The sequence below is a fragment of the Naasia sp. SYSU D00948 genome (assembly GCF_017916515.1).
In the GTDB taxonomy this organism is placed as follows: domain Bacteria; phylum Actinomycetota; class Actinomycetes; order Actinomycetales; family Microbacteriaceae; genus Naasia.
Map to the genome: position 1 here is coordinate 1996297 of NZ_JAFMTA010000001.1, position 12172 is coordinate 2008468.

10 protein-coding genes are annotated in these 12172 nt (G+C 71.2%); 6 read left to right on the top strand and 4 right to left on the bottom strand.

The features are described 5' to 3' along the window. The first annotated feature begins 20 nt into the window (after nucleotides 1-20). The 3 genes from J3P30_RS09360 to J3P30_RS09370 all read left to right on the top strand — a co-directional run bounded on the left by J3P30_RS09360 (nucleotide 21) and on the right by J3P30_RS09370 (nucleotide 2715). Nucleotides 21-668, top strand: a complete 648-nt coding sequence (locus J3P30_RS09360) for a DUF2306 domain-containing protein (protein ID WP_210480776.1) — start codon at nucleotides 21-23, stop codon at nucleotides 666-668. A 101-nt stretch (nucleotides 669-769) separates the two neighbouring features. Next, the gene (locus tag J3P30_RS09365) at nucleotides 770-1822 is read left to right on the top strand and encodes a S1C family serine protease (protein WP_210480777.1); all 1053 of its coding nucleotides are present in this window, start codon (nucleotides 770-772) and stop codon (nucleotides 1820-1822) included. A 62-nt stretch (nucleotides 1823-1884) separates the two neighbouring features. After that, a complete protein-coding gene (locus J3P30_RS09370; RefSeq protein ID WP_210480778.1) occupies nucleotides 1885-2715 on the top strand; it encodes a TSUP family transporter in 831 nt (276 codons plus the stop codon). Between the two features lie 6 nt (nucleotides 2716-2721). On the opposite strand, the gene J3P30_RS09375 is transcribed toward J3P30_RS09370, so the two are convergent. Beyond that, on the bottom strand, nucleotides 2722-5076 hold the full coding sequence (locus J3P30_RS09375) for an excinuclease ABC subunit UvrA (RefSeq protein ID WP_210480779.1): 2355 nt from the start codon (nucleotides 5074-5076) through the stop codon (nucleotides 2722-2724). 133 nt (nucleotides 5077-5209) lie between these two features. Between J3P30_RS09375 and J3P30_RS09380 the strand changes: the two genes are divergently transcribed. After that, nucleotides 5210-6010, top strand: a complete 801-nt coding sequence (locus tag J3P30_RS09380) for a hypothetical protein (protein ID WP_210480780.1) — start codon at nucleotides 5210-5212, stop codon at nucleotides 6008-6010. A 66-nt stretch (nucleotides 6011-6076) separates the two neighbouring features. Here J3P30_RS09380 and J3P30_RS09385 read toward each other — a convergent pair whose 3' ends face one another. Then, nucleotides 6077-7402, bottom strand: coding sequence for an MFS transporter (locus J3P30_RS09385; protein WP_210480781.1), 1326 nt, complete (start codon nucleotides 7400-7402; stop codon nucleotides 6077-6079). A 115-nt stretch (nucleotides 7403-7517) separates the two neighbouring features. Here J3P30_RS09385 and pip point away from each other — a divergent pair, with 115 nt between their 5' ends. Then, nucleotides 7518-8453 carry a prolyl aminopeptidase gene (pip, locus tag J3P30_RS09390; RefSeq protein WP_210480782.1) on the top strand — a complete coding sequence of 312 codons (936 nt, stop codon included), beginning with the start codon at nucleotides 7518-7520 and terminating at the stop codon, nucleotides 8451-8453. 77 nt (nucleotides 8454-8530) lie between these two features. After that, entirely contained in the window at nucleotides 8531-9346 is an 816-nt protein-coding gene (locus tag J3P30_RS09395; protein WP_210480783.1) for a rod shape-determining protein, read from the top strand. Between the two features lie 399 nt (nucleotides 9347-9745). Here J3P30_RS09395 and J3P30_RS09400 read toward each other — a convergent pair whose 3' ends face one another. Then, nucleotides 9746-10243 (bottom strand): VOC family protein, encoded by a 498-nt coding sequence (locus tag J3P30_RS09400; RefSeq protein ID WP_246852747.1) that lies wholly within the window; start codon nucleotides 10241-10243, stop codon nucleotides 9746-9748. A 114-nt stretch (nucleotides 10244-10357) separates the two neighbouring features. Then, a complete protein-coding gene (locus J3P30_RS09405) occupies nucleotides 10358-11599 on the bottom strand; it encodes a hypothetical protein (RefSeq protein WP_210480784.1) in 1242 nt (413 codons plus the stop codon). Between the last annotated feature and the right edge of the window lie 573 nt (nucleotides 11600-12172).

Consider the following 12172-nt stretch of genomic DNA (forward strand, 5'->3'; position numbering starts at 1 on the left):
GGTCCCGGCCCTTCTGGCCGGTGGCGACGGGGCTGATCGCGCTCGGTCTCCTGCCGATCCTCGCCCGCCGGCTCGCCGCGCTCGCAACGGAGGGCGCCGGGGCACCCGGCGACACCTCGCTCGCCGTCCTGCTGCCGGCGCTCGTGCACGTCGTCTTCGCCACGGTCTTCGTGGTGCTCGGCGCCTTCCAGTTCTCGCCCGCTCTTCGCAGGCGCAGACCGGCGTGGCACCGGGTGTCCGGACGGATCGTCGTCGTCGCCGGGCTCGTCGTCGCGCTCTCCGGACTCTGGATCAACCAGTTCGCTCCCCGGACTGAGGGCCCCAACGAGCTGCTCTACGCCTTCAGGGTGCTGTTCGGGCTCGGCATGGTTTTCAGTCTCGCCTGGGGCCTCCGCGCGATCCTCCGCCGCGAGCTCCGCAGCCATCGCGCCTGGATGATCCGCGCCTACGCGATAGGACTGGGCGCGGGAACCCAGCCCTTCACGATCGGATTCGGGCAGGCGGTCTTTGGCACGGGCGAGGTCAGCGAGGCCCTGCTCAACGCCGCCGGCTGGGTCGTCAACCTCGCGGTCGCCGAGCTGGTGATCCGGCGCGGGGGCACCCGCCCGCGACGCCGACCGGGCGCGAGCGGCGCGCGGCCGAGGGATCACCGGGTCGCGGCCTCGTAGTCGAGGCAGCGGCCCCCGTTCCCTTCCGCCTCCCGAGGTCACCCGGCCGGCGGATCGTCAAGCCCATCGGCGATCGCGCGGGGGCGGGGGGATCATGGGCCATGCGCATCCCTCGGCGTCCCCGAGCGGCACTGGCGTCGCTCATCGCCGTGCCCTGTCTCATCGCCGGTCTCTCCGGCTGCACCTTCGGCCCCGGTGAGGAGGCTTCGCGGAGCGCGAGCGCGGACGCGAGCGACAGCTCCGACGCGCGCCCGCCCCAGGCCGGAGACATCCCCGCGATCGTCGACGCCGTCCAGGCCTCCGTCGTCACGATCTTCACCCGGAGCGGCGTCGGCAGCGGTGTCGTCTACAGCGAGGACGGCCTCATCATCACGAACGAGCATGTGATCCGAGGTTCCGAGAGCGTGGAGGTCGCGTTCGCGGACGGCGACCGGGTCGCGGGGATCGTGGTGGCGGCCGACCCGGTGTCCGACCTGGCCCTCGTCCGAGCCGACCGCACCGATCTGCCGGCCGCGGAGTTCCAGACCGAGCTTCCCGAGGTCGGGGAGCTCGCGGTCGTGATCGGGTCCCCGCTCGGCTTCGAGAACACGGTGACGGCCGGCATCATCTCGGCCCTGCACCGCCAGATCCCGGGCTCCGCCTCGAGCAGCCAGGCCCTCGTCGACCTCATCCAGACCGACGCGGCCATCAGCCCCGGCAACTCCGGCGGCGCCGTCGTCAACGCCCGGGGGCAGGTGATCGGCATCAGCGAGGCCTACATCTCGCCGCAGGCCGGCGCAGTCGCCCTGGGCTTCGCCATCCCCGCCGCCACCGCGACGGAGGTGGCGGAGGAGCTCCTCGAGGACGGCACCGCCGACCACGCCTTCATGGGACTGGCCCCCGGACCGATCACGCCGCAGCTGGCGCAGCGCCTCGGCCTCGAGGACCCCGAGGGCGTGGCCGTGCTCTCCGTGGTCGAGGGCGGCCCTGCCGACCAGGCCGGCATCCGGCCGGGGGACCTGCTGAAGGCCATCGACGGGGAGGCGCTCCGGTCGCCCGAGGAGCTGCTCGGCGCGCTCCGCCGGCAGGACCCGGGGGACCGCGTCGAGGTCGAGCTCCGGCGCGGCGACGACCTCGAGACGGTCACCGTGACGCTGGCCGACAGGGTCGATTAGCGCCTGCCGAGACGGTCCTCCATGCTGGGAGGGCGGCGGGAGCTGCACGACCAGGAAGGCGCATGGACCTCTTCGAGCAGCTCCCGGACGGCCTCTTTCCGGAGGACCTGACTCCCGGGCTGCTCGTCCTCCTCCTTCTTGCCGCGGCTGCCGCTGGCTGGATCGACGCCGTGGTCGGTGGGGGAGGGCTGCTGCAGCTGCCCGCCCTGCTGCTCGTCCCCGGGCTGAGCCCGGTGCAGGCGCTCGCGACGAACAAGCTCGGCTCCATCTTCGGCACCGCTGCGAGCAGCCTCACCTACTACCGCCGCGCGAAGCCCGACCTCTGGACGGCGGCGCCCATGGCCGGGATCGCGCTGCTGAGCAGCTTCGGCGGTGCCTCGGTCGCGGCTCTGCTGCCCGTGGCGGTGTTCAAGCCGATCATCGTGATCGCCCTGGTCGTCGTCGCCGCGGTGACGCTCCTTCGACCGTCCCTCGGCGCGGCCACCGTCCTCCGGCACTCGGGCCACCGGCACTACGGGATCGCCGCGCTGCTGGGAGGGGCGATCGGGTTCTACGACGGCATCCTCGGCCCGGGCACGGGAACCTTCCTGGTCATCGCGCTCGTGACCGCTCTCGGGTACGACTTCCTGCAGGCGAGCGCGAAGGCGAAGATCGTGAACTTCGCCACCAACCTGGGAGCGCTCCTCTTCTTCATCCCGCACGGCTCGGTGCTCTGGGGGCTCGGGCTGCTCCTCGGCGTGGCGAACATCGCGGGCAGCCGCCTGGGATCCCGCATGGCGATCGCTCGCGGGAGCCGCTTCATCAGGATCGCGTTCCTCGTCGTCGTCGCCGCCCTGATCATCCGGGTCGGCTTCGACGTCTGGAACGAGAACGTCGCGCCGCTGCTTGACTGAGCCGCGTCAGGCGGCGCCGACGTACTCCGCGAGGTGCTGCCCGGTGAGGGTCGACCGCTCGGCGACGAGCTGGGCCGGAGGCCCCTCGAACACGAGCCGACCGCCGTCGTGTCCGGCGCCCGGGCCCATGTCGATGATCCAGTCGGCGTGCGCCATCACGGCCTGGTGGTGCTCGATGACGATGACGGACTTGCCCGCGTCGACGAGCCGATCGAGAAGCCCCAGCAGCTGCTCGACGTCCGCCAGGTGCAGGCCGCTCGTCGGCTCGTCGAGCACGTAGATGCCGCCCTTCTCGGCCATGTGGATCGCGAGCTTCAGCCGCTGCCGCTCACCGCCGGAGAGGGTCGTGAGCGGCTGACCGAGGGTGAGGTAGCCGAGGCCGACGTCCGCCATCCGGGAGACGATCGCGTGCGCCTGGGGGATGCGGCCCGTGCCCGCGAAGAACTCCACCGCCTCGGCGACGGGCATCGCGAGCACCTCGCTGATGTCCTTGCCGCCGAGCTTGTACTCGAGCACGGACGCCTGGAACCGCTTCCCCTCGCAGAGCTCGCACACGGTCGCCACCCCCGCCATCATCGCGAGGTCGGTGTAGATCACGCCGGCGCCGTTGCACTCGGGGCACGCGCCCTCCGAGTTCGCGCTGAAGAGCGCCGGCTTGACGCCGTTGGCCTTGCCGAACGCCGTTCGGATCGGGTCGAGCAGGCCGGTGTACGTGGCCGGGTTGCTGCGTCGGGATCCCCGGATCGCCGACTGGTCGACGGACACCACATCGGCGCCCTTGGGGATCGACCCGTGGATGAGCGAGCTCTTGCCGGATCCCGCGACTCCGGTGATGACGACGAGGACGCCGAGCGGGACATCCACGTCGACGTTCTGCAGGTTGTTCCGGGTCGCGTTCCGGATCTCGAGGGTGCCGCTCGGCGTGCGGACCGCCGGCTTGAGGGCGGCGCGATAGCTGAGATGGCGCCCGGTCAAGGTCCCGCTCGCCCGGAGGCCGTCCACCGTGCCCGAGAAGCAGACCTCCCCGCCCTGCGATCCCGCCCGCGGACCCAGGTCCACCACGTGGTCGGCGATGGCGATGGTCTCCGGCTTGTGCTCGACGACGAGCACGGTGTTCCCCTTGTCCCGCAGTCGCAGCAGCAGGCCGTTCATCCGCTCGATGTCGTGAGGATGGAGGCCGATGGTCGGCTCGTCGAAGACGTAGGTGACATCGGTGAGGGAGGAGCCGAGGTGGCGCACCATCTTGGTGCGCTGCGCCTCGCCGCCCGAGAGCGTGCCCGAGGGCCGGTCCAGCGAGAGGTAGCCGAGGCCGATCTCGACGAACGAGTCGAGGGTCTGCCGGAGGGTGGCGAGCAGCGGGGCGACCGAGGGCTCGTCCAGGTCCCGGACCCACTGGGCGAGGTCGCTGATCTGCATCGCGCAGGCGTCCGCGATGTTGATCCCGCGGATCCGCGAGGAGCGCGCCGCCTCGCTCAGGCGGGTGCCGCCGCAGTCGGGACACGGGATGAACGTGACGGCCCGCTCGACGAAGGCGCGGATGTGCGGCTGCATCGCCTCCTTGTCCTTCGACAGGAACGACTTCTGGATCTTCGGGATCAGACCCTCGTAGGTCAGGTTGAAGCTGTCGAACTTGACCTTGACCGGCTCCTTGTAGAGGAAGTCCTGCAGCTCGCTCTCGCTGTACTCGGCGATCGGCTTGTGGGGATCGAGGAAGCCGGACTCGGTGAAGATCCGGACCTGCCAGCCGTCGGCGTTGTAGCCGGGAACGGTCAGCGCTCCCGCGGCCAGCGACTTCGACCGGTCGAACAGCTGGTCGAGGTCGATGTCGGTGATGTGGCCCATGCCCTCGCAGCGCGGGCACATGCCGCCGGTGACGGTGTAGGTGCGCTCGATGGTCTCGCCGTCGCCCTCGCCGCGGGCGACCGTGATCGCGCCGCTACCGCGCACCGAGGGAACATTGAAGGAGAACGCGTTGGAGGGGCCGATGTGCGGCGTCCCGAGCCGGCTGAAGAGGACCCGCAGCATCGCGTTCGCGTCCGTGGCGGTGCCCACAGTGGACCGAACATTGGCGCCCATCCGCTCCTGATCGACGATGATCGCGGTCGTCAGGCCCTCGAGGACGTCGACCTCGGGCCGTGCGAGCGTCGGCATGAAGCCCTGCACGAAGGCGCTGTACGTCTCGTTGATCAGCCGCTGCGACTCCGCGGCGATGGTGCCGAACACCAGGGAGCTCTTGCCCGACCCCGAGACCCCGGTGAACACGCTGAGGCGCCGCTTCGGGAGCTCGACGCTGACGTCCTTGAGGTTGTTCTCCCGCGCCCCGGAGACACGGATCAGATCGTGGCTGTCGGCCGTGTGCATGCCGAAACCGTAGCGCCCGCCGCCGACGTGCTCCGCGAGGGGAGGCCGGGCCGGCGGAGGCGGGGCCATCCGACTCTAGGGATCCGTCAGTCGAACCAGAACCATGACTCACGCCACCGGAAGGAGCTGGATGATGACCGAGGACGCATCGCGTGATCGGGCACTGAGTGCGTACCTGGCGGAGTACGACAAGCTCCGGGCCGAGCAGTTCACCCGTATGGAGACCCAGAACCATACGTTCAACTTCGCGCTGCTGGTGCTGGCCGCCGGCATCGGAGCCGTTGTCTCCCTCGCCACCGGCCAGAAGGCCGAGGCCGTCACGCCCGGAATCCTCGCAGTGTGCCTGCTCCTGCCACTTCTCGGCTGCCCTCTCGCGTTCAAGTTCTTCGACAACGAGATATTGATCCACGCCGTCGGCTCCTACCTCTTCCGGGATCGGCGCCTTCGCATCCGCGAGGCGGTCGGGGACGACTCCTTCAACATCCGCCGCATCTCCGAGTTCATAGACCTGCCGGATCACACCCGATCGGTCTGGTGGCTGGCGTCAGTAGGGAAATGGTTCCTCTTCGCTGTTCCCACGTTCTTGCCCACCGCGATCGCCCTCCTCTACGGCGGCGCTGAGCTCGGCCAGCTGCACGCCACCATTCCGCCCGCCGTGATCGTCGTGAGCTTCGGCATCCTGGCGCTCGACATAGCCCTGTGCGCCGCGCTCATCCCAGTCATGCGCTGGGTTTGGATCAACCGCCGTTTCCAACGCGGCCTCGGCCCGGCGCTCGAGGAGGACCGAGCCGGTCTGGCGCGCATCGCGAAGCTCAGCGAGTACGAGGCCAGGTGGGGCCTGGCGAGGCGGCTCTACAAGCCGCCGCTCACTCCGAGTCGAGCACCAGTCTCGGGCGGCGTGGCGAGCGGAACCGGGCGGAAGAGGTCCCGGTGAAGGGCGGTCCGAGGGGCCGGATCGTGAGCGCCGAAGGGATCAGCGGCGAGGAGAGCGCCTTCGAGCTCAGCGCTCCGGCGTCACGTCGCCGGAGAGGCCGGGGGCGGGGGCCGGCGCGTCCTCCGGCGCGGGCGTCGTGGCGGTGGCGGAGACGTCCGCGGCGGCGTTCTGCCGGCGGCTGAGGTAGAGGAACGGGAGCGCGGCGGCGTTCGCGATGCCGCTGACCACGAGCGAGAACGGGTATCCCGACACGTCCGCGGTGCGGCCGAGCGCGGGCTGGATGACGACCCCGCCGACGTTGCCCATGAGCGAGTCGAAGGAGAGGACGGTCGCACGCTGCCTCGAGGGGATCAGGTCGTTCACGTACGCCTGCCGGATCGGGTCCTCGATCGAGGACGCGACGCCCCAGACGATCATCATGACGAGCGCCAGCCAGAAGTTCCTGGTCACGCCGAGGACGACGAGCAGCGTGGCACCGGCGCCGACCGACAGGAGGATCGTGGTCGTGCGCTTCCGGAACATGCGGCGCACCGCCGGGGCGAGGACGCCGCCGGTGATCTGCGATCCCGCCACGATCGCCGCCGCGAGACCGGCGATCGAGTACGCCTCCTCGTCGCCCCACAGCTCGAGCAGATAGGGCTGCAGGGCGTAGAAGACGTAGATGCCGACGCCGGCGTTGAACGGCGCGGCGAGCATCATGTACCGCACCGGCGGGTTGCCGAGGCCGTGCCTGAGGGAGGCGCGGAACATCGTGCGGACCGCCCGGAGCGGGCCCTCGGAACGGTCCGGGGTGAAGCCCAGGTCGCGCATGACGAGGAACGCCACGGCGAACATGGCCACCAGCACCGCGGCGCGGACGAGGAACGGCACCCCGAGGTCCGTCCACTGCGCGACGACGCCGCCCGCGACCGAGCCCAGGAGCATCGCCGCCCCGGACACGACCATCCCCTTGGAGAAGACGGGCTCGAGGGCCCCCTCGTACCCCGACGCACGGAGAGCGTCCACCAGCCACGCCTCGACCGCGCCCGAGAAGAACGTGAAGCCGAGACCGAGGAGCACGGAGACGACGGCCCAGGCCCAGAACGGTGCGGACCACAGCCACATGAGCCAGTACAGGACGGTGCTCACCGCGAGGGTGAGCGTGCCCAGCAGATAGGAGGCGCGGCGGCCCAGGGTGTCGGCGACGACGCCCGTGGGCACCTCGAAGATCACCATCCCGGCGGTGAAGAAGGCGTTCGCGGCGAACGCCTCGAGGTTGGTCAGGCCTGCATCCAGGAGGAAGAGGGTGTTGATGCCCCAGATGAACGAGGCGGCGAGCGTGTTGCCGAGCAGGAGCACGAGGTAGATCCGCTGAATGCGGCGAGCCGCGGGGATCCCTGCGATCGTGCTCATGGCGTCGCCGCCATCCCGCCTCCATCCTCCGGCCTGGGCCGATGCTAGACCCGTCGGGCAGGTGGAGCCAGGACGGGCCGGGCGGTGCCGCCACGATGGGAGGGTGCAATCGCCGATGGAGCCGTACGACTCGGGCCTGCTCGACGTGGGCGGGGGCGACCGCGTCTACTGGGAGCAGTGCGGGAACCCCGCGGGCGTTCCTGCTCTCGTCGTCCACGGCGGACCCGGCAGCGGAGCGTCGGCCGGCTGGCGGCGCTGGTTCGACCTCAGGCGGTACCGCGTGGTGCTCGTCGATCAGCGCGGGTGCGGACGCAGCATGCCGAACGCCGCGGACCCCGACGTGGACCTGTCGGGCAACACGACGGACGCCCTCATCGCGGATTTCGAGCTCCTGCGCCGCACCCTCGGGATCGAACGGTGGCTGCTCCTCGGCGGCAGCTGGGGCACGACGCTCGCGCTCGCCTACGCGCAGGCGCATCCGGAGGCGGTCACGGGACTCGTCCTGTTCAGCGTCACAACCACCACCGAGAGCGAGGTCGAGTGGATCACGCGGGACATGGGGAGGATCTTCCCTGCCGAGTGGGAGGCCTTCGTCGGGCGGCTCCCGGTGTCGGACCGGGACGGCAACCTCGTGGCCGCCTATTCCCGGCTTCTCGCGCGCCCCGATCCGGCCGTCCGCGATGATGCCGCCAGGGCCTGGTGCGCGTGGGAGGACACCCACGTGTCGCTCGCACCGGGATGGCGGCCGGACCCGCGGTACGAGGATCCTCGCTTCCGGCTCTGCTTCGCCCGGCTCGTCACCCACTACTGGTCGCACGCGGCGTGGCGGGGACCGGGCGAGCTCCTGGACGGGGTCGAGCGGATCCGGCACCTGCCCGCGATCCTGATCCACGGCCGGCACGACATCAGCAGCCCCCTCGTGATCCCGTGGCGCCTGCATCGGCGCTGGTCCGGCTCCGAGCTCCGGATCGCGGACGCGGGCCACGGCGCGGGGCTCGAGGACGCGATCCGGGACGCGCTCCAGTCGCTCCTGGACGCGCATCCGAGGTGAGGGGTCGGGAGAGGCGCGGGCGTCTTGCCTTTCCCGGAGGCCGGGCTAGGGTGAGGCTTCCGGACGAAGGAGTTCCCGTGGCAACCCCCGTGCGGCCCGGCCTCGGCGGTCCCGGCGTTCCTCCCTCGGGCGAGGTCGGCGCCATCGACCTCGGCAGCGCCTGGACCGTCGTCTACAACCCTGCGCGAGGACTGCTGCTCGATGAGCCCACCGTCGTCGCGCACGCGCGCAGCGGGCGAGTGCTGGCGACGGGCCGGCGTGCCCTGCGGCCGGCCGTGACGCGGCAGGGGGAGACGTGCCGTCCCGTCCGTCACGGGATCGTGGCGGATCCCGCCGACTGCGTCCACCTGCTCACCGACCTGCTGGCCCGGGCCGAGGTGGCGCCGGGCACGCCCGTGCGGCTCGCCGTGCCGATCGGCGCGACCCGGTACGACCTCGCGCTGCTCGCCGGTGTGGTGTTCTCGGTGACCGGAGCGGCTCCGGCCACCGTGCCGTCGCCGCTCGCCGCGGCCAGGGGTGCGGGCATCGACACGCGGAAGCCGGTGCTCGTGTGCGACGTCGGCGCCGGGCTGGTGGAGCTCGCCGTCATCCAGGACGACCGGCTGGAGAGCGCCGCGGCCGTGCCGCTCGGGATGCGCGACTACGAGCTCACCCCGGAGTCGACTCTGCAGCAGTGGGTCGACGCCCCGGAGCTGGTCCTCGGCACGCTGCCGGGCACCGTGCGCGCGGCCCTCGCCGGTGCACCCGTGCACCTGGTCGGCGGGGGCTCCCTCGCCCCCGGCCTGGCCGAGCAGCTGTCGGAGATGTGGGGACGCCCGGTCGAGCGAGCTCGCGGTGTCCGGCACCCGGTGGCGAAGGGGCTGCTCGTCGGTCCCCGGTCGCGGGCGGCGTGATCGCTCGGCGGCCGGGGCGGGTGTTCTCGGCTGATCTCGACCGGCGCTGGCCGGTCTGCTGGCGCTATGGGCGCTCAGGGGGCTCCTCCCAGCGGTGCGCCCGGTCAGGAACTCGGGGACCCGGGCTCCGACGAGGTGAGGCGCTCGACCTCCTCGCCCCCGTCGCACCGGCAGAGCGCGACCGATGCCTGGGTTGGGGTCAGGTGCGCGACCCGCCAGGTGCCGCCCGCGTCCTCCACCGCAGGAGACGCGCGACATCGGAGGTCCGCTGCTTTGGTCCGTCCTCGTCCACGGTGCCTCTCCTGGCGATGATCAGCCCCGAAGGCGCAGGAGAGGATCGGGTACCGGGCCCCGAGTCGTCCGGTGAGCCGGTTGGTCCGTCAGGAGCATGGTGCCGATCTAGTGCCGAGCGCGGGCCCCAGGCGCGGACGCGGTGAATGTCCCGTGCGGGACCGTCCGTGCCGTCCGCTGCCGCTGGCGCCCCGTGCGTGGCGTGCGGCATGCGGAGCGACGCGCTGCGGCTAGCGCCGGCTGTTCTCCTGCAGGATGAGCCCGTTGCCGTCGGGATCCGTGAAGGTGACGAATCGCCCCCCACGGCACCGTCTCGACGTCGCCGGGAATGTCCACGCCGCGCGCCCGCAGCGCCGCCACGTCCTCCTCGAGGTCCTCCGTCTCGAACACGACTCCCTGCAGCGACCCGGGCGGCATCGACGGAAACCAGGTCACGAGCGTGATCGCGGTCTCCGCCCCACCCGGTCCCACCATCACCCAGCGCTGCTCCGGCCCCATCGGGTTGTCCTGAAGAAGCTCGAAGCCGAGCTTCTCCACGTAGAAGTCGCGGGCCCGGTCCTGGTCGGACACGGGGATCGAGAACAGCTGCACCCTGCCGATCGTCATGGCGGCACCCTACGCCGCTCGCTCCCGCCGCCGTCGGGCGGGAATGTCCCCTGCCCGCCTCCGATGAGTCGGCGGGGCAGCCTCCCTGGTGCTCGGCGGAGCGGCCGTTGAGCCTCAGCGGTAGATGGGCGTCGGCACGATCCCGTCGGTGTAGGCGTTGCCGGAGAGGTTCAGCTTCGTGCCCGGCGAGAACACGACCATGGCGCAGTTCCGGAACTGCGTGGTCCGCCCGAAGAGGTTGTCCAGGATGGACACGCCCGAGAGCGGTCCGTACTTCCCCTCCGAGATGTTGATGCTGCATCCGCCGTTGTCGAACTTGTTGCCCTGGATGCGGACGTCGCCGACGTCACCCTGCCCCTGCGTGATGATGATGCTCGCGGTGTGGGATCCCGCGAGAACGTTGTTCGTGACCACGATGTTCATCCCCTTCTGGATCTGGATGTTGTCGTCGTGGGTCCCGTCCGGGTGCCCCGGATCGTCCTCGAAGTGCAGGTTGCCGTGCAGCCAGGAGCGGTCGACGACGACGTTCCCGCCGGTCAGGTGGACCTGGTCGACGACGCCGTGGATGTTCACCCGGCGCAGCTCGAAGTTGAAGCCCATGATCCCGTTGACGTAGTAGTTCGGGACGGTGGCGACGATCTCCGTGTCCTGGACGACGAGGCCGGGGTGGCCCGCGAGGGCGTCGATGAGTCCCCACTTGCTGCCCGTGTCGAGGCCTCGGATGATCGAGTTCTTGATCGTCACGTTCGGCGCCTTGACGACGACGCGTCCGTGGATGTCAAGTCCGTCCAGCACGGTGCCCGGGGTGGTGATGATCTGGTCGCCGTAGACGGTGCGTAGCGAGAGACCCGTAGGCACTCCTGCGCCGTGCGGACGGGTGTCCACGGGGGCGGGGGTCGGTGCGGGCGTCGTGCCGGTGCCGGGGGTGGAGCTCGGCTGTGTCGGTTCGGGTGCCGCGACGACGGTGGGATCGGCGAGGTCGGCAGGGCCGCACGTCCACCCGTCGCCGCTCGCGATCGCCTCCTCGCCGGCGGTGCAGGCGAGTCCGTCAGGCGCAGGGGCGGCGGTCACAGAGGGGGAGGCGGAGGAGGCAGGAGCGGTGGCCGTGGTCGTGAGGGTCGCGGTCGAGGAGGTCGCGGGCGCCGGGGCGGCCGTGACGGTGTACGAGTCGCGAACGATCGGCGCGGCGACCGCCGTCGAGGACGTGACCGTCTGCGGCGTGGTGAATGTCGTGACGTCCGCAGCCGCGCCGGGCGTCGGCGTGGACGGCCACAGCAGGTTGGCGGCCAGGATGCCGGCGGCGACGGCCGTCGCGACACCCCCTGTGAGCGCTGAAGCGTGCACTCCGCGGTTCATCGCGTCCCCCACGATGCGCGTCCGGCCGGCACCGATCCGCCGCGTGCGACGGCGCCGCTCCCCAGCGGCACGCCGGCCGTTCCCGTCCTCGCGATCCCCATCGAGGGACAGGATGCATCCCCCGTACTATCCCGCCGGGCAAAAGCCCTGCACAGGCCCCAGTTCGGGGTGCGTTGCCCGCCGAGCAGGCTCCGCGACCCCCGCCGAGATGCCACTTGGTGCTCCCATTCGGCCGAAATGACGGCACCAAGTGGCACTTCGAGAGGTGGGTCTCGCACGCCTTGACCTGGATCGCGCAGTGCGAGTGCAGGGGCGTCCGCGCACGCCTCACCGCCGCGCACGGTGGATGCGGCCTTCGCGTCCGCGCTCGGGCCCCCCATGGTGCACCTCGGACGAGACGCGGTCGACCCGGTCCCGGCGCTCCATCGGTCCCGGAGCTCCGCCGAGATGCCGCCTGGTGCTCTCGAATCGGCGGAATGACAGCACCAGGTGGCATCTCGAGGGGCCGGACGGCTGGCGGAAGGGCCGAAATCTGACCCCTGCCATGCCGGACGGCGCCCGAAGGGGCGAGCG

Bases quoted from the DNA above. Each gene is read 5' to 3' on its own strand.
- J3P30_RS09365 (WP_210480777.1), top strand. From the start codon at position 770: ATGCGCATCCCTCGGCGTCCCCGAGCGGCACTGGCGTCGCTCATCGCC.
- J3P30_RS09370 (WP_210480778.1), top strand. From the start codon at position 1,885: ATGGACCTCTTCGAGCAGCTCCCGGACGGCCTCTTTCCGGAGGACCTG.
- J3P30_RS09375 (WP_210480779.1), bottom strand. From the start codon at position 5,076: ATGCACACGGCCGACAGCCACGATCTGATCCGTGTCTCCGGGGCGCGG.
- J3P30_RS09380 (WP_210480780.1), top strand. From the start codon at position 5,210: ATGACCGAGGACGCATCGCGTGATCGGGCACTGAGTGCGTACCTGGCG.
- J3P30_RS09385 (WP_210480781.1), bottom strand. From the start codon at position 7,402: ATGAGCACGATCGCAGGGATCCCCGCGGCTCGCCGCATTCAGCGGATC.
- pip (WP_210480782.1), top strand. From the start codon at position 7,518: ATGGAGCCGTACGACTCGGGCCTGCTCGACGTGGGCGGGGGCGACCGC.
- J3P30_RS09400 (WP_246852747.1), bottom strand. From the start codon at position 10,243: ATGACGATCGGCAGGGTGCAGCTGTTCTCGATCCCCGTGTCCGACCAG.
- J3P30_RS09405 (WP_210480784.1), bottom strand. From the start codon at position 11,599: ATGAACCGCGGAGTGCACGCTTCAGCGCTCACAGGGGGTGTCGCGACG.